Here is a 17,004-nt window from a genome sequence, read left to right as displayed (position 1 = left end):
TAAGACAAGTTCGGAGCCATCTTGAAACACAGGTTTTTGCTCAGTTCGGCGATATCTTTACTTGGGCTGCTGGTGACAGCATGTTCGGCCCCCCAGGTGGTGACCCCTACCCTGATTTTGCCGGTACCGATGCAGGTATCCTACGAAAGTGAGCTGAGTCTTGCCCGTCTGGGGCAGATGTTGAACTACCCGGATTTAACGGCAGAGCAAAGGGCCGAGCTGTTTTTCCAGCGCGGTGTGGTGTTCGATCGGGTGGGACTCAGGGCTATGGCTCGGCTGGATTTCAACCGGGCCCTGCGAGACAAGCCCGACTTCGCCGATGCCTATAACCTCAACGGAGTCTACCTGACCCAGAACCAGGAATTCGACGAAGCCTATGAAGCCTTCGATTCGGCTCTGGAGCTGGCGCCGGACTATCATTATGCCCACCTCAACCGCGGGATTGCCCTCTATTACGGTGGCCGGCCGACACTGGCTGCCCGTGATCTGAAAACATTCCTCGATGAAGATCCCAGTGATCCCTACCGTCTGCTGTGGTGGTACCTGGCGTTGGAACAGGTGGATACCGACGAGGCACAGCGACTCCTGAGCACACATCTGGCGCAATATGGCAACGATGAATGGGCCTGGGATATCGTCAAGGTGTACCTGGGGCAGAGTACGGATGAAGCCCTGCTTAACCGCATTTCCAACGAAAGCCAGGATAACCAGGAGCTGGCCGAGCGTCTGTGCGAGGCCTATTTCTATCTGGCCAAGCAGGCTCAGCGCAATGATCAGCCCGAGCAGGCCGCTGCCTACTTTAAATTGACCCTGGCGACCAACATCCATGACTTTGTCGAGCACAGATACGCCTTGCTGGAGCTGGACCTGGTAGGGGAACAAGCCATGTTGCGGCGTTGACCTCCGGTGATACAAAGCAGGGGGACGCAAATGATGGTCGATGCTCTGATCCCGACACCAAGCTGTCTGGTTGCGCCGGTCACCGGCGCAGATGACCGGCATGGCGCATCAGGCCGATATGACGGCGCAGACAAATCCGGGCTGGGGGGGAGGATAACACCTGAATCCGTGTTGCGTCTGTGCTAGTATCCTGCGCCTTAAGCACAATTGAACCGAATGGATATGCTTGAGCAAGTACGTATTGTATTGGTAAATACCTCCCATACCGGCAACATCGGCTCCGCCGCGCGGGCTATGAAAACCATGGGGCTGAGTGATTTGTGCCTGGTTGATCCGGTCAGCCCGCCCGATGGTCAGGCGGTGGCACTGGCCGCCGGTGCCAGCGATATCCTGGCCCGGGCCCGGACGGTCTCGACCCTGGCCGAGGCGGTGGCCGACTGTGGCCTGGTTATTGGCACCAGTGCCCGCTCGCGTACCTGGTCCTGGCCCATGCTGGATGCCCGCGAGGCGGGGGAAAAGGCGATGGTCGAAGCCCCGAAGCACAAGGTGGCCCTGGTCTTTGGTCGGGAACGCACCGGCCTGACCAATGATGAATTGCAGCAATGCCATTTTCATGTGGCCATCCCCGCCAATCCTGAGTACAGCTCACTCAACCTGGCGATGGCGGTGCAAACCTTGAGTTACGAAGTGCGCATGGCCTGGCTGAGCCGGCAGGCGATCGACTCGCCGGAGCCCGTCGAGCAGGATTATCCCCTGTCCGCGGATCTGGAACGTTTCTATCAGCATCTGGAACAGACCCTTTTGGATACCGGATTTATCATCAAGCCCCATCCTGGCCAGGTGATGCTCAAGCTGCGCCGCTTGTTCAACCGGGCCCGTCCCGAAGATCATGAGCTGAATATACTGCGGGGCATCCTCAGCTCGGTGCAAAAGCGCCAAAAGCGCGATCCAAGTGGTAATACCTGAGTGAATTGCCCGGACATATACTTGACTGAAATACTCGGGTATGACACTCTGGCCGCATGTAAAGACACGGTTTAATCCCATGAGATTGACATCAAAAGGGCGCTATGCCGTTACTGCCATGCTGGATGTAGCACTGCATGGCAACGACAGCCCTGTATCTTTGGCTGATATTTCAGAACGTCAGGGTATTTCCCTCTCTTATCTGGAGCAGCTGTTTGCCCGCCTGCGTAAGCAGGGCCTGGTGAGTAGTGTACGAGGTCCCGGCGGCGGTTACCGCCTGGGAATGAATGCAACGGCGATATCGGTCGGCTCCGTGATTGCCGCAGTCGACGAGTCGGTGGATGCCACCAAGTGTCAGGGCAAGGGTGATTGTCAAAGTGGTCATCAGTGCCTTACCCACACCCTCTGGTGTGCGTTAAGCGAACGGATCAGCAATTTTTTGGACGGTATCAGCCTGGCCGAACTGGTGAGCCAGAACGAAGTCAGGCGGATTGCCGAGCAGCAAGATAACAATGTGAGCCTGTTGACCCTGGACGAACCCGGGCAACAAAAAGTGAGCTTAAAAGTCTAATTTTAAGTGTCGATGACAAGACTGCCTGTTAGGGCAGCGTTGTAATGGAGAAGATGATGAAACTGCCCATTTATCTCGACTATGCGGCTACCTGTCCGGTAGATCCCCGAGTAGCCGAAAAAATGATGCAATACCTGACTATGGACGGTATTTTCGGTAATCCTGCATCCCGCTCGCACCGTTTTGGCTGGCAGGCCGAGGAAGCGGTCGATGTCGCCCGTAACCAGATTGCCGAGCTGATTAATGCCGATCCGCGCGAGATCGTCTTTACCTCAGGTGCGACCGAGTCGGATAACCTGGCCATCAAGGGCATTGCCAACTTCTACGGCAAGAAAGGCAAGCATATCATCACCTCCAAAACCGAACACAAAGCCGTGCTGGATCCCTGCCGCCAGCTGGAGCGGGAAGGTTTCGAAGTGACTTATCTGGAGCCTCAGCCCAACGGTCTGTTCAGCCTGGAGCAAATCGAGAACGCCCTGCGTGACGACACCATCCTGGTGAGCCTGATGCATGTCAACAATGAGACCGGCGTAATCCAGGATGTCAAATCCATCGGTGAGCTGTGCCGCAGCCGCAAGATCATGTTCCATGTGGATGCCGCCCAGAGTGCCGGCAAAATCGCCATCGACGTGCAGGACATGAATATCGATCTGCTGTCGCTGTCTGCCCACAAGGTTTATGGCCCCAAAGGCATCGGTGCCCTTTATGTCTGCCGTAAACCGCGGGTACGTCTGGAAGCCCAGATGCACGGCGGTGGTCATGAGCGGGGCATGCGCTCCGGCACCCTGGCCACCCACCAGATCGTCGGCATGGGTGAAGCCTTCCGCATTGCCAAGGAAGACATGCAGGCCGAGGCAGAGCGTATCCTGACCCTGCGTAACCGCCTGTACAACGGCCTGAAAGGTATTGAGGAAGTCTATGTCAATGGTGACCTGGAGCAACGGGTCCCGGGCATTCTCAACATCAGCTTTGCCTATGTAGAAGGTGAGTCGCTGATCATGGCGCTCAAGGATCTGGCGGTGTCTTCCGGCTCGGCCTGTACCTCCGCCAGCCTGGAGCCTTCTTATGTACTGCGTGCCCTGGGCCTGAACGACGAGCTGGCACACAGCTCCATCCGTTTCAGCATCGGCCGCTTCACGACCGAAGAGCAGATTGATTACGCCGTGCGTCTGGTCAACGACGCCATCGGCCGTCTGCGTGACATGTCTCCCCTGTGGGAAATGTTCAAAGACGGTGTTGATCTGGAATCAGTTGAGTGGGTGCACCATTAAGGTGTCTATGGATTTGCGAGGATAAAGAATCATGGCATACAGCGAAAAAGTAATAGAACACTATGAAAACCCCCGTAACGTCGGTGGTTTTGACAAGAACGATCCCAATGTGGCGACCGGCATGGTGGGCGCGCCCGCCTGTGGCGACGTGATGAAACTGCAACTGAAGATCACCGAAGAAGGCATCATCGAGGATGCCAAGTTCAAGACCTATGGCTGTGGCTCCGCCATTGCCTCCAGCTCACTGATCACCGAGTGGGTCAAGGGTAAGAGCCTGGACGAGGCGGCCAGCATCAAGAATACCGAGATCGCGGAAGAGCTGGCCTTGCCGCCGGTGAAAATCCACTGCTCGATCCTGGCAGAAGATGCGATCAAGGCCGCGATTGACGATTACAAGAAGAAGAAAAACATAGCGTAAGGCAGAGTAGATATGGCGATCACCATTACCGATGCAGCCGCCAACCGGGTGCAGACATTCTTAAACAACAGGGGCAAGGGCCTGGGGTTACGCCTGGGGGTTAAAACCACCGGCTGTTCCGGCCTGGCCTATATACTCGAGTTTGTTGACGAGTTGTCCGAAGGCGACAATGTGTTCGAACATGAGGGTATCAAGGTGATCGTCGACAGCAAAAGCCTTATCTATCTGGATGGCACTCAGCTGGATTTTGTGAAGGAAGGCCTCAACGAAGGCTTTAAATTCAACAACCCCAATGTAACCGGGGAGTGTGGTTGCGGCGAGAGCTTTAACGTTTAAGGATATCGGCATGAACTACTTTGAGCTGTTTGGCTTGCCCGAGCAATTCGTTCTCGACAAACAGGCACTGGCCGATACCTACCGCCAACTGCAGATGCAGTTCCATCCCGACAAGTTCGCCTCCCGCCCCGAGCGGGAGCGTTTGCAAGCGGTACAGCGTGCCGCTCAAATCAATGATGCCTTTTCCACCCTTAAACAGCCTCTGACCCGAGCCGAATACCTGCTTTCTCTGCATGACGTCGATATCCGGGCGGAGCAACAGACTCTGAAGGATCCGGCTTTCCTGATGCAGCAGATGGAATGGCGGGAGCAGCTCGAAGAGATTGCCGATGCCGCCGATATCTTCGGCGCCATCATGGCATTCGACAGGGAATTGCAGCAGGAATACCAGTCGCTTATCGGCCTGCTCGAAGCCCAGTTGGCCGAGCGGGAATGGAGCCAGTCTGCCGATACGGTACGTAAACTCAAGTTTATGACCAAATTGCAGTCTGAACTGGAACGGTTGGAAGAAGCGCAGCAGGAATTCTGAATCCAATGGCATTACTACAAATCTCCGAACCGGGGCAAAGCAGCGCGCCTCACGAGCACAAGTGGGCCGTGGGCATTGATCTGGGCACCACCAACTCATTGGTCGCCACGGTGCGCAGTGGTCTGGCCGAGTCTCTGGCCGACGATCAAGGCCGCGAACTGTTGCCCTCTGTGGTCCATTACGGTACCGACGGCATCCGCGTGGGCTATCAGGCCAAGGCCGATGCCGAGCAGGATCCCCATAACACCATCATGTCGGTCAAGCGCCTGATGGGTAAAGGCCTGGCCGATATCAAGCAACACAGGTTGCCCTATCGCTTCAGCAGTTCGGACAAGGGGGTACTCCAGCTGGAAACCAGCCAGGGACTGGTCAATCCGGTTCAGGTCTCCGCCGAGATCCTCAAGACCCTGGCCCAGCGGGCCGAGGCCAGCCTGGGTGACAGCCTGCAGGGAGTGGTGATAACTGTTCCCGCCTATTTCGATGATGCTCAGCGTCAGGGCACCAAGGATGCGGCCCAGCTGGCCGGGTTGAATGTGCTGCGGCTGCTCAACGAGCCGACCGCCGCGGCCATCGCCTATGGCCTGGACTCGGGCCAGGAGGGGGTCATCGCCGTCTATGATCTGGGTGGCGGTACCTTCGATATTTCCATCCTGCGTCTGCATAAAGGGGTGTTCGAAGTGCTGGCTACCGGCGGTGATTCCGCCCTCGGCGGCGATGACTTCGATCACGCCCTGGCCGACTGGATCCAGTCTCAGGCGCAGCTGGCCGATCCGACGCCGGCCCAGCAGCGCAACCTGCTGGCCCTGGCCTGTGATGCCAAGCAGGCTCTGACCTCGCAACAGACGGTGGCCCTGGCCTGGCAAGGCTGGCAGGGAGAGCTCAGCCGCGATGAGTTCGATGCGCTGATCCAGCCCTGGGTCAACAAGACCCTGATGTCCTGCCGGCGAGCGATCAAGGATGCCGGCGTCAGCCTGGAAGAAATACAGCAGGTGGTGATGGTCGGTGGCTCTACCCGAGTGCCTCTGGTGCGTGATCGGGTGGGCGAGTTCTTCGGTCGCACACCGCTGACCAGCATAGATCCGGACAAGGTGGTGGCCATCGGTGCCGCCATCCAGGCCGATGTGCTGGTGGGCAACAAACCGGACAGCGATATGCTGTTGCTGGATGTGATCCCCTTGTCACTGGGGCTGGAAACCATGGGCGGCCTGGTGGAGAAGATCATTCCCCGCAACACGACTATTCCCGTGGCCCGGGCCCAGGAGTTTACCACCTTCAAGGATGGTCAGACTGCGATGGCGGTGCATGTGGTGCAGGGTGAACGTGAACTGGTGTCCGATTGCCGCTCCCTGGCGCGTTTCAACCTGACTGACATCCCGCCCATGGCCGCCGGCGCCGCCCATATCCGTATCACCTTTCAGGTGGATGCGGACGGGCTGCTGTCGGTCAGCGCCATGGAAAAATCCTCGGGCGTGCAGGCGTCCATCGAAGTGAAGCCATCCTACGGCTTGAACGAAGAGGATATCGCCGACATGCTCAAGGCCTCCTTCGAGTATGCCCAGGCGGATATGCAGGCGCGCATGCTGGCCGAGCAACAGGTGGAAGCGGCGCGGGTGGTCGAGAATATCGAAAGTGCCCTGGCAGCCGATGGCGACAGCCTGCTCGAACCGGAAGAGCGTGCCGCGATCGAGGCCTGTGTGCAGTCCCTGAAGACCATAGCCGCCGGTGAGGATATTCAGGCGATCAAGCAGGCGATTGAGGATACCGACAGGCTCACCGCCGATTTTGCCGCGCGTCGAATGGACGCCTCTATTCGTCAGGCCCTGGCCGGCCAACGTGTTGATAAGGTTTAACCATGCCAAAAATCATTTTTCTGCCCCATAACGAGCTGTGTCCCGAAGGGGCGGCTCTCGAAGCCAGTCAGGGCGATACCATTCTGGATGTGGCGCTGCGCAACGGCATCGATATCGAGCACGCTTGTGAGAAGTCCTGCGCCTGCACCACCTGCCATGTCATCGTGCGGGAAGGTTTTGATTCGCTGAACGAGAGCAGTGAACTGGAAGACGATATGCTGGACAAGGCTTGGGGCCTGGAGCCGGAGTCCCGTCTGGGTTGCCAGGCACGGCTGGCAGACGAGGATCTGGTGGTCGAAATTCCCAAGTACACCATCAATATGGTTTCCGAGGGGCATTGAGCTGGGAGGCAAAATGAGTCTCAAATGGACTGATAGCCAGGATATTGCCCTGGCCCTGCTGGAGGCGTACCCAGAGACGGATCCCAAGACCGTCCGTTTCACCGATCTGCATCGGTGGATCTGCGAGCTGGAGGAGTTCGAGGATGATCCCGAACATTCCAACGAGCGCATCCTGGAAGCCATTATTCTGGCCTGGATGGATGAATATGATTAAGGCTTGAGGCGTAAAGCCTAAAGCTGGAAGTCATGAAGGAAAACCGAGGCGTCTGACAGGCAGAAGGCATATCTGCAAGAATTGTATTCCGCCATTGTTTGTGATCGATGCGTTTCAGTTGTTCCAAGCCACAGTGTAAGCTGTGGCTTTTGTCGTTTTATCTGATTGCAGTATTTAAGGAAGCACTATGTCCGCAGCTATGAAGGTGATTCTGTGTCATGAGCCCGCGCCGGCCCAGTGGGGCGAGCAGGCAGGCTTGAGTTTTCAGCATGACGAGGCCAGGGTGCATCTGTCCGATACCGATGATACGGTGCGCCGGGCGCAGCAGGCGGGCCGCAGGCTGGATGCCATGGGTATCAAAAACGTCAGCCTGGAAGGGGACGCCTGGGCACTGGAAACCCGCTGGGCCTTTGCCCAGGGCTTTTACAATGCCAAGGGTGGCCAGCAGCTGGACTGGGGCACCCTGTCTGAAGATGAACAGGCCGAGTTGAATGCCCGGAATACCGCGTGTGGCTGGGTACGGGAGATGATCAATGGTACGCCGGAAGATGTGTATCCGGCGGCGCTGGCCACCGAAGCCGGCAAGTTTATCCAGGGTCTGGCACCGGATCAGGTCAGCTACCGCACCTACAGCGGCGAGCAGCTGAAAGATCTGGGCTATGTGGGTATCTATGAAGTGGGGCGGGGCAGTGTGCGTAGTCCCACCCTGCTTGAGTTGGATTTCAATCCGACCGGCGACCCGGATGCTCCCGTGGCCGTGGCCCTGGTGGGCAAGGGCATTACCTTCGATTCCGGCGGTTACAGCATCAAGTCGTCGGACGGCATGGCGGTGATGAAATCCGATATGGGCGGGGCCGCCACCGTGACCGGCGCCCTGGCGCTGGCGATTCAGCGGGGACTGGACAAAAGGGTCAAGCTGTTCCTTTGCTGTGCCGAAAACCTGGTGTCCGGCAATGCCTATAAGCTGGGCGACATCCTTACCTACAAGAACGGCGTGACCGTGGAGATCCTCAACACCGATGCCGAGGGCCGGCTGGTTCTGGCCGACGGGCTGCTGGCGGCCAGTGACACAGGGGCCGCCTATATTCTCGATGCAGCCACCCTGACCGGGGCGGCCAAGATGGCACTGGGGCGGGACTACCACGCGGTATTCAGCTTCAATGACGAGCTGGCGGGTGAAGTGCTGCGGGCGGCCAGGGAGGAATATGAAAAGGCCTGGCCCCTGCCGCTCGAGCCGTTCCATGTCGGTCAGCTGTCTTCCGCCTTTGCCGACATGGCCAATGTACACAGCGGCGAGGGCATGGCCGGTGCCTCGACCGCCGCGGCTTTCCTGTCCCGTTTCGTGCCCGATGGTGGCAGCTCATGGGTGCACATGGACTTGTCAGCGTCTTACCAGAAAAATGGCAGCGACTTGTGGGCTCCCGGCGGCAAGGGGCACGGGGTGCGTACCATCGCAGCCTGGCTGGCCCGGGTCGGTGACCAGGCCTGATAGGGCGGACGCCAGCGCCCCGGGTTAATTTCCGGGGCACACCCTGTCACCGCAATAAAAATGCCTGACAACAGTGTTAACTTGGTTGCTGTTTACGTATAATTCCGCGCGTTTCATTCACTGACTGATTAACTTAAGGAACACCCATGGCTCTCGAACGTACTTTTTCCATCATCAAGCCTGATGCCGTAGCAAAGAACCTGATCGGTGCCATCTACCAGCGTTTTGAAGCCGCCGGTCTGAAGATCGTTGCTTCTAAAATGGTGCACCTGAGCCGCGAGCAGGCCGAAGGTTTCTACGCCGAGCACAGTGAGCGTCCTTTCTTCAAGGCTCTGGTTGACTTTATGACTTCCGGTCCCGTTATGGTACAGGTGCTGGAAGGTGAAGACGCCGTACGTCGCAACCGTGAAATCATGGGTGCTACCAACCCGGCCGACGCCCTGGCCGGTACCCTGCGTGCAGACTATGCCAACAGCATCGACGAAAATGCCGTACACGGTTCCGATGCCGCTGCTTCCGCTGCTCGCGAAATCGCCTATTTCTTCAGCGACGAAGAAATCTGCCCCCGCACCCGCTAAGCGACGGCTGCACTAAGCTAAAAAGGAGCTGCGGCTCCTTTTTTCATGGGCGAATGGTATGCAGGTGCCGGCGGTAGCGCTGGCAACCGGCAGGTAAACTCTGTACAATTTTGCGCCCTGTGGGCTCTGATAAGTCAAGTAAGAGGCAACCGATGAGTGAGACAAAGATAAACCTGCTGGATCTGGATCGTGACGGCATGCGCGGGTTCTTTCAGGAACTGGGCGAGAAGCCGTTTCGCGCCGATCAGGTGATGAAATGGATCTATCACTTCGGTTGCGATGACTTCGAGCAGATGACCAATATCAACAAGGTGCTGCGTGCCAAGCTGCAGACCAGGGCCGAGATCCGCGCTCCTGAAATCAGTGTCGAGAAAATCTCGGCCGACGGTACCATCAAATGGGCCATGCAGGTGGGGGGGCAGGAAGTGGAGACCGTCTATATTCCCGACGGCGACCGGGCCACCCTGTGCGTGTCCTCCCAGGTGGGCTGTGCTCTGGACTGCAAGTTCTGCTCTACTGCGCAGCAGGGCTTTAACCGTAACCTCAAGGTATCGGAAATCATCGGCCAGGTATGGCGGGCCGCCAGTCGGGTCGGTTTTGTGCGTGACTCCGGACGCAAGCCGATCACCAATGTGGTGATGATGGGCATGGGCGAACCACTGTTGAACCTCAATAATGTGGTGCCGGCGATGCGTTTGATGCTGGAGGATTACGGCTTCGGTCTGTCCAAGCGCCGGGTGACCTTGTCTACTTCGGGGGTGGTCCCGGCTCTCGACAAGCTGGGGGATATGATAGACGTGGCGCTGGCGGTGTCGCTGCATGCGCCCAACGATACCCTGCGCTCGGAGATCATGCCAATCAACGACAAGTATGATATTGCCACCCTGCTCGACAGCGTACGGCGTTATATCTCCAAGTCCAATGCCAACCACGGCAAGGTGACCATCGAGTATGTGCTGCTCGACCACGTCAATGACGATATGCAGCATGCCCATGAGTTGGCCGAGTTGCTGAAAGACCTGCCCTGCAAGATCAACCTGATCCCGTTTAATCCCTTCCCCGGTAACCCCTATGGCAAGCCGAGCAACAGCCGCATCGACCGCTTTAACAAGGTATTGATGCAATACGGCAATACCGTCACCATCCGCAAGACTCGCGGTGACGATATCGATGCCGCCTGTGGCCAGTTGGTAGGGGATGTTATCGACAGAACCAAACGGACCCTGAAAAAACGGATGCAGGAGCAAAATATATCCGTCACAATGGTTTAATAGCCAAGCAATGGGTATATAAGGGAATGCAGAACAAGGCGCTGTTACCGGGAGCGGCTTTGCTGGCCGCCTTGTCCGGATGCGTAAGTGAAACCAGTTATGTGGGAGCGGGGCCCCAGCCCCGTGATGCCGTGTTCACGGCTTCCGATGCGGCGGTTACCAGGATGAATCTGGGGCTGGAATACCTGCGTAGGGGAGATGTGGAGCAGGCCAAGTTCAATCTGGACAAGGCGCTGTTTCAGGATCCCGGTAATCCGGATATTCACCTGGCGAAAGCCTGGTTCTATCAGTCAGTCTCCGAGTTTGATAACGCCGAGAAGAGTTACCGGAAATTGCTAAAACTTTCGCCAAATCATGGTGATGGATTGAATAACTATGGCGTTTTCCTCTGTGCCCGGGAACGATTTGACGAAGCCGATGTCATGTTTAGGAAGGCGGTGGTGGTGCCCGGCTATGTCCAGGTTGCCGACACTTATGAGAACGCGGCCCTCTGTGCGATGCAGGCCGGTCGGCAGGAACAGGCATTGGGTTATTATCAACGCGCACTGGAGTATAATCCGGCCAAGTCCAGATCCTTGCTTGGCGCGGCTGAAATTTTAGTCATACAGGGGGATAATGTGGTGGCCCGGGAGTATATCAACCGATATCAGGCCGAGCATCAACCCAGTCCCCAGAGTTTATGGTTGACCGTCCGTACCGCAGAAGAACTGGGCATGATAGCGCAAGCTCAACAAGCCGGGGCAGACTTGGTGCGGTTATTTCCAGGTTCAGAACAGGCCAAGCGATTTTTAGCAAATGACTACTAACGATGTAGAACAACAAGATGAAGCCGGAGCACCTGAGTCCGCGGGCCCAGGGGCCATGTTGCGCCAGGCGCGGGAAGCCAAGGGATGGACCCAGTCAGAGGTCGCTCGCCGATTGAATTTGCGACTGGCGGTGATCGAGTCGATTGACGAGGATCATTACAAGGCTGGGGTTGCCCTGACCTTTTTGCGCGGTTACGTAAAGGCTTATGCCAAGGTGGTGGGCGCGAATGAACAGCAGGCCCTGGCCGCCTTCGACAGCATGAGCGGTATCGGGGCCATGAGTGCTGCCGCTACCCCCATGCAGAGCTTTTCCAAACGCACGCGACAGCAGGCCAGCGACAAATGGCTCAAGCGCATCAGCTGGCTGGTGGTGCTGCTTTTACTGGGCTCACTGGTATTTTGGTGGTGGCAGGACAGTGATTTCAATTATCCCGAGCGCCGCGAGGAGCCGGTAGTTGAGGGCCAAACGGAGCCGGAAGCCCAGCCCCTTGAGTTAAGCTCGTCGGAGCCGGCCGCACCAATAGCGGCAGAGCCCTCAGCCAGGGTGGAGAATGACGCCACGGCCGTGCCTGCGGCGAACCAAGACGAGTCTCAGGCCGAAGCCGCGAATCTGACGGAGGCGGCCGCTGCCGAACCGGAGCAAGCGCTTCAGCCGGGTGTGGAAACGACTCCGCCTCCGGCGGAAGAGACAGCGCCCGAGCCCGGCAATCCCAACCAGCTGGTGATGCGGTTTGTTGACGATTGCTGGATCAAGGTGACCGACAGCCAGGGCAAGGTGTTGGCACAGGGCGTCAAGAAGGCCAGCGACACCCTCGAGCTGGATGGCACGGCACCGTTTCGGCTGGTATTGGGGGCACCACAGGCTGCCCGTATCGAATATATGAATAAGGAAGTGGATCTGTCACGCTTCAGGGCCGGGCAGGTTGCCCGACTGACAGTGCCGCAATCCTGAATACGTTTAAGAGTGAATCATGTCCCAACACGCTTCTCCCATCATTCGTCGTAAATCAAAGCAAATCCGTGTTGGTTCGGTATTGGTCGGGGGCGATGCCCCCATCAGTGTGCAAACCATGACCAATACCCTGACCACGGATGTGGCCGCCACCCTGGCCCAGATCCGGGCGGTGGAAAAAGCCGGTGCCGATATCGTGCGGGTGTCCGTGCCCACCATGGAGGCGGCAGAGGCCTTCAAGGCCATCCGTGCCGGCACCACCATGCCGCTGGTGGCGGATATCCATTTTGACTATCGCATTGCCCTGCAGGTGGCCGAGTACGGCGCCGATTGCCTGCGTATCAATCCGGGCAATATCGGCCGGGAAGACCGGGTGCGTGCGGTGGTGGATTGTGCCCGGGACAAGGGCATCCCCATTCGCATCGGCGTGAATGGCGGCTCCCTGGAAAAGGATTTGCAGGAAAAGTACGGTGAACCTACGCCCGCCGCCTTGGTGGAGTCCGCCCTGCGCCATGTTGAGATACTCGACCGACTCAACTTTGATCAGTTCAAGGTCAGCGTCAAGGCCTCGGACGTGTTCCTGGCAGTGGGTGCCTATCGAGAACTAGCCAGGCAGATTGAACAGCCGCTGCATCTGGGCATTACCGAAGCCGGCGGCTTCAGGAGCGGGGCAGTGAAATCGTCGATCGGCCTGGGCATGCTGCTGGCCGAAGGGATAGGCGACACCCTGCGTATTTCTCTGGCCGCCGATCCGGTGGAAGAGGTCAAGGTCGGTTTCGATATCCTCAAATCTCTACGCATCCGTGCCCGGGGCATCAACTTCATCGCCTGTCCGTCCTGCTCCCGTCAGGAGTTCGATGTCATTGGTACCGTCAATGCCCTGGAGAGCCGCCTTGAAGACATCATCACGCCGATGGACGTGTCCATTATCGGTTGCGTGGTTAACGGCCCCGGCGAGGCTCTGGTCTCGGACCTGGGCCTCGCCGGCGCCCAACGCAAGAGTGCCTTCTATGAGGGAGGCGTACGGGTGGACAGGCTCGATAACAATGATCTTTTGGATGTGCTTGAGTCCCGCATTCGTGCCAAGGCGGCGATGATGGATCCCGCCGCCCGTATTCCGGTACAGGACAAGGAGTAAGCCGCTTGCTTTCATGCGCCAGTGAGAACCGGAATACGCTGCTCTCATGCCGACACGCCGTAAACCCCTCCATGGGGGCTCGGCTACGCTACTGACCGCCATGGAGGGCGGGAATGCCGGAACGGCAGGAGCATTTTCCGGCCCTGGCGTAGACGGTTGGCTTGAAGCACAACGGATTCCGCTCCCTGAACAGTGGCGGCAGTAGTCCATTCGCATTCATTTATTTTAAGCCGTTAAACATAGAGATATTTTCGTGGCCAAACAGATTCAAGCAATTCGTGGTATGAACGACTGCCTGCCGGAGCAGACCCCGGCCTGGCAACAGGCGGAAGCGGTTCTACGTGACCTTATGAGCGCCTATGGCTATGCCGAAGTGCGTATGCCTATCATGGAGGTCACCGGGCTGTTTAAGCGGGCCATCGGTGAAGTCACCGATGTGGTCGAAAAAGAGATGTACACCTTCGACGACCGCAACGGCGACAGCATGACCCTGAGGCCCGAAGGCACCGCCGGCTGCGTACGCGCCGGGATCGAACACGGCCTGCTCTATAACCAGGAACGCCGTATGTGGTACATGGGCCCCATGTTCCGCTACGAGCGTCCCCAGAAGGGCCGTTACCGCCAGTTTCACCAGTTCGGTGTTGAAGTCTTCGGCCTGAACGGACCCGATATCGACGCCGAGCTGATCATGCTGACTGCCCGCCTGTGGAACAGGCTGGGAGTCAGTGAGCACCTGACGCTGCAGCTTAACAGCCTGGGCCAGCCCGAAGAGCGGGCCGAATACCGGCAGGCCCTGGTGGCCTATCTGGAGCAGCATCAGGACAAGCTGGACGATGACAGCCGCCGGCGCATGCACACCAACCCATTGCGGGTACTGGACAGTAAAAATGCCCAGGTGCAGGCATTGCTGCAAGATGCCCCGGTACTCAGCGATTACTTCGGTGAGCAGACCCGGGCCCATTTCGCGGGGCTCCAGTCGCTGCTGACGGCGGCCGGCATCGCCTTCGAGATCAACCCTCGCCTGGTCCGTGGTCTGGATTATTATAACCTGACCGTGTTTGAGTGGGTCACGGAGAGTCTGGGCGCCCAGGGTACCGTCTGTGGCGGTGGTCGTTACGATGGCCTGGTAGAGCAGCTGGGCGGCCAGCCCACACCGGCAGTGGGCTTCGCCATGGGCATGGAGCGGCTGGTTTTGCTGTTGGACACCCTGGGGCTGGTAGAGCCGCAACCGGCCCTGGCCGATATCTATATCGCCATGATGGGTGATGGCTGTCTGAGCGCGGGGTTTGCCCTGGCCGAACGGCTGAGAGATGCCCGTCCGCAATGGCGTGTCATGAGCCACTGCGGCGGCGGCAACTTCAAAAAACAGCTTAAGCGGGCCGACAAGAGTGGCGCCGCCGTAGCATTGATCCTGGGTGAAGACGAAATCAGTCGTGGCGAAGTCACGTTGAAGTACCTGCGTGGCCAGGGCGAGCAAGAGAGCCTAAAAGTCGACGATATCGTCGGTCATTTAACACAGAAGGGGTTCTGAGTGGATATTTACAGCACCGAAGAGCAGCAACTTGATGCCCTGAAACGTTGGTGGCAGGAATATGGCAAGGCTATCCTGCTGGGCTCGGTCATCGGCCTGGGCGGCCTCTTTGGCTGGCGTTATTATCAGGACTACCAGCTCGATAGCCGCTCGAGTAATGCCGAGGCCTTCAGTCAGGTGACCGAACAGCTGGCCGAGCAGGGCCGGGCCGCCTTTACCGATACTGCGGCCTTTGCCGAACAAAATCAGGGTAACAGCTATGGTGAGCTGGCCGCCCTGATGCTGGCGGCGGAAGCGGTTAAAGCCAATGAATTGCCGCTGGCTCGTCAGCAGCTGGAACTGGCCCTGTCCGGCATTGAGGATACCGGCCTGGAAGCTGCAGCGCGTTTGCGTCTGGCCCGGGTGCTGCTGGCCCAACAGCAATACCCGGCAGCGGAGGCTGAACTGGACAAGGTAAGTGAGCCTGCCTTTGATGCCCTGAAGCAGGAGATCCTGGGAGATCTGTATCTTGCTCAGGAGCAGCAGGCAGCAGCCGGTGAGGCCTACCGGGCGGCGGCGGCCGCCGGTGGCTTGAGCAACAACCCTGGTTTGCAGCTGAAAATGGACCATCTGGCCGTTTCTTCAACCGATGCGGGTAAACATGATAATGGCTAATCGTTTCACCCGGGCCTTGCCCCTGATGGCGGGCCTGCTGCTGGCGGCCTGCTCCAGCCAGGAGTCGGTGATGCCGGTCAATCCGGTCCCGGAGATCAGCAATGAATTCACTGCCGAGTCACCCTGGTCATCCTCGGTAGGCAAGGGGGTCGGTGAGTATTATTCACAGCTTTCGCCGGTGGTGGATGGCTCACGGATTTTTGCCGCCTCACGGGATGGCGTCCTGCAGGCCCGGGATAAAAACTCGGGTGAGCGGTTGTGGCAGACCCGGCTCGATAAGCTGGAGATCAATGAGAATCAGCGCAGCCCACGGATTTCCGGCGGCCTGACCGCCGCCTATGGCAACCTCTACTTCGGCTCCGAAAACGGCCTTGTGTATGCGGTATCCCAGGAAGATGGCAAGCTGCTCTGGACCCAGGCGGTCGCCGGCGAAGTGCTGGCCGCGCCGGCGGTGGATGAAGGCAAGGTGGTGGTGCATACCAGCGCCGGTAACCTGATTGCCCTGGACGTGATGACAGGTGCGCAGCGCTGGCTGTTACGCAATGAGCAGCCGGCACTGACCCTGCGCAGCATGTCGACGCCGGTCACCGCCGGTGGAGCCGTGCTCTACGGGCGGGCCGATGGCCGGCTGGGTATAGTGCTGCTGGCCGATGGCCAGCCGGTGCGAGATGCCCGGATCGCCAGTCCGAGAGGGGCAACCGAGCTGGAGCGGATGGTGGATGTGGCGGCAAGCCCCTTGATCCTGGGAGAGGTTCTCTATGCCATGGCCTATAATGGCCAGCTGACTGCTCATCAGCTGATTTCTGGTCAGTCCCTGTGGAAGCGCAAGTATCAGGGCTCGCGGGATCTGAGCAGTGATGGCCGCCGCTTGTATATCACCGACAGCCGCAGCCACCTGTTTGCCCTGGATGCCCGCAGCGGGACCGAATTGTGGTCTAATACCCAGCTGGAAAACCGCCGGTTGACTGCGCCGGCTGTGTTTGGCGATTACCTGGTCGTGGGGGATGCGGAAGGTTATCTGTATTGGTTTGACCGCAGCTCCGGTCGCCTGCAGTCCCTGCAGCGGTTGGACAGCGACGGCCTGTATGTGGCGCCCGTGGTTGATGGTGATACCCTATATGTGCAAACCCGTAGTGGCGATCTGGTGGCCCTGAGCCACCCTTGATCCCCTGATGGCGGCGCCCGGCTC

19 protein-coding genes are annotated in these 17,004 nt (G+C 58.4%); all 19 read left to right on the top strand.

Annotated elements, in window-relative coordinates; genetic code table 11:
- Positions 1-21: 21 nt before the first annotated feature.
- The 19 genes from nlpI (at position 22) to bamB (ending at position 16,980) form a co-directional block, all read left to right on the top strand.
- Positions 22-900, top strand: a complete 879-nt coding sequence (gene nlpI, locus DCS96_RS07385) for a lipoprotein NlpI (RefSeq protein ID WP_116473657.1) — start codon at positions 22-24, stop codon at positions 898-900.
- Between the two features lie 222 nt (positions 901-1,122).
- The gene (trmJ, locus tag DCS96_RS07380) at positions 1,123-1,866 is read left to right on the top strand and encodes a tRNA (cytosine(32)/uridine(32)-2'-O)-methyltransferase TrmJ (RefSeq protein WP_116474563.1); all 744 of its coding nucleotides are present in this window, start codon (positions 1,123-1,125) and stop codon (positions 1,864-1,866) included.
- Between the two features lie 79 nt (positions 1,867-1,945).
- Complete coding sequence (gene iscR, locus DCS96_RS07375; RefSeq protein ID WP_116473656.1) at positions 1,946-2,437, top strand: Fe-S cluster assembly transcriptional regulator IscR; 492 nt, start codon at positions 1,946-1,948, stop codon at positions 2,435-2,437.
- Between the two features lie 56 nt (positions 2,438-2,493).
- Positions 2,494-3,708 carry an IscS subfamily cysteine desulfurase gene (locus DCS96_RS07370; RefSeq protein WP_116473655.1) on the top strand — a complete coding sequence of 405 codons (1,215 nt, stop codon included), beginning with the start codon at positions 2,494-2,496 and terminating at the stop codon, positions 3,706-3,708.
- A gap of 31 nt (positions 3,709-3,739) precedes the next feature.
- Positions 3,740-4,126: a Fe-S cluster assembly scaffold IscU gene (iscU, locus tag DCS96_RS07365; protein WP_116473654.1), complete on the top strand. Its 387-nt coding sequence runs from the start codon at positions 3,740-3,742 to the stop codon at positions 4,124-4,126.
- 12 nt (positions 4,127-4,138) lie between these two features.
- Complete coding sequence (iscA, locus tag DCS96_RS07360) at positions 4,139-4,462, top strand: iron-sulfur cluster assembly protein IscA (RefSeq protein ID WP_116473653.1); 324 nt, start codon at positions 4,139-4,141, stop codon at positions 4,460-4,462.
- Between the two features lie 10 nt (positions 4,463-4,472).
- On the top strand, positions 4,473-4,991 hold the full coding sequence (gene hscB, locus DCS96_RS07355; protein ID WP_116473652.1) for a co-chaperone HscB: 519 nt from the start codon (positions 4,473-4,475) through the stop codon (positions 4,989-4,991).
- 5 nt (positions 4,992-4,996) lie between these two features.
- Positions 4,997-6,841 (top strand): Fe-S protein assembly chaperone HscA, encoded by a 1,845-nt coding sequence (gene hscA / locus DCS96_RS07350; RefSeq protein WP_116473651.1) that lies wholly within the window; start codon positions 4,997-4,999, stop codon positions 6,839-6,841.
- 2 nt (positions 6,842-6,843) lie between these two features.
- Positions 6,844-7,182: an ISC system 2Fe-2S type ferredoxin gene (gene fdx / locus DCS96_RS07345; protein ID WP_116473650.1), complete on the top strand. Its 339-nt coding sequence runs from the start codon at positions 6,844-6,846 to the stop codon at positions 7,180-7,182.
- 13 nt (positions 7,183-7,195) lie between these two features.
- A complete protein-coding gene (gene iscX, locus DCS96_RS07340; RefSeq protein WP_116473649.1) occupies positions 7,196-7,396 on the top strand; it encodes a Fe-S cluster assembly protein IscX in 201 nt (66 codons plus the stop codon).
- Positions 7,397-7,583: 187 nt separating this feature from the next.
- On the top strand, positions 7,584-8,885 hold the full coding sequence (gene pepB, locus DCS96_RS07335; protein WP_116473648.1) for an aminopeptidase PepB: 1,302 nt from the start codon (positions 7,584-7,586) through the stop codon (positions 8,883-8,885).
- 146 nt (positions 8,886-9,031) lie between these two features.
- On the top strand, positions 9,032-9,463 hold the full coding sequence (gene ndk / locus DCS96_RS07330) for a nucleoside-diphosphate kinase (protein ID WP_116473647.1): 432 nt from the start codon (positions 9,032-9,034) through the stop codon (positions 9,461-9,463).
- Positions 9,464-9,615: 152 nt separating this feature from the next.
- Entirely contained in the window at positions 9,616-10,734 is a 1,119-nt protein-coding gene (locus tag DCS96_RS07325) for a bifunctional tRNA (adenosine(37)-C2)-methyltransferase TrmG/ribosomal RNA large subunit methyltransferase RlmN (RefSeq protein WP_116473646.1), read from the top strand.
- A 26-nt stretch (positions 10,735-10,760) separates the two neighbouring features.
- On the top strand, positions 10,761-11,540 hold the full coding sequence (pilW, locus tag DCS96_RS07320) for a type IV pilus biogenesis/stability protein PilW (RefSeq protein WP_198649950.1): 780 nt from the start codon (positions 10,761-10,763) through the stop codon (positions 11,538-11,540).
- A complete protein-coding gene (gene rodZ, locus DCS96_RS07315; RefSeq protein WP_116473645.1) occupies positions 11,530-12,492 on the top strand; it encodes a cytoskeleton protein RodZ in 963 nt (320 codons plus the stop codon). The genes pilW and rodZ overlap by 11 nt, the downstream gene beginning before the upstream one ends.
- A 19-nt stretch (positions 12,493-12,511) precedes the next feature.
- Complete coding sequence (gene ispG, locus DCS96_RS07310; protein ID WP_116473644.1) at positions 12,512-13,630, top strand: flavodoxin-dependent (E)-4-hydroxy-3-methylbut-2-enyl-diphosphate synthase; 1,119 nt, start codon at positions 12,512-12,514, stop codon at positions 13,628-13,630.
- Positions 13,631-13,883: 253 nt separating this feature from the next.
- Complete coding sequence (gene hisS, locus DCS96_RS07305; protein ID WP_116473643.1) at positions 13,884-15,161, top strand: histidine--tRNA ligase; 1,278 nt, start codon at positions 13,884-13,886, stop codon at positions 15,159-15,161.
- Entirely contained in the window at positions 15,162-15,815 is a 654-nt protein-coding gene (locus DCS96_RS07300; protein WP_116473642.1) for a YfgM family protein, read from the top strand.
- On the top strand, positions 15,808-16,980 hold the full coding sequence (gene bamB, locus DCS96_RS07295; RefSeq protein WP_116473641.1) for an outer membrane protein assembly factor BamB: 1,173 nt from the start codon (positions 15,808-15,810) through the stop codon (positions 16,978-16,980). Before DCS96_RS07300 ends, bamB begins: the two co-directional genes overlap by 8 nt.
- Positions 16,981-17,004: the final 24 nt, after the last annotated feature.

The sequence above is a fragment of the Zobellella maritima genome (assembly GCF_003075035.1).
Taxonomy (GTDB): domain Bacteria; phylum Pseudomonadota; class Gammaproteobacteria; order Enterobacterales; family Aeromonadaceae; genus Oceanimonas; species Oceanimonas maritima.
The sequence above is the reverse complement of the archived record's forward strand: the minus strand, read 5'-3'. Positions and strand labels throughout refer to the sequence as shown.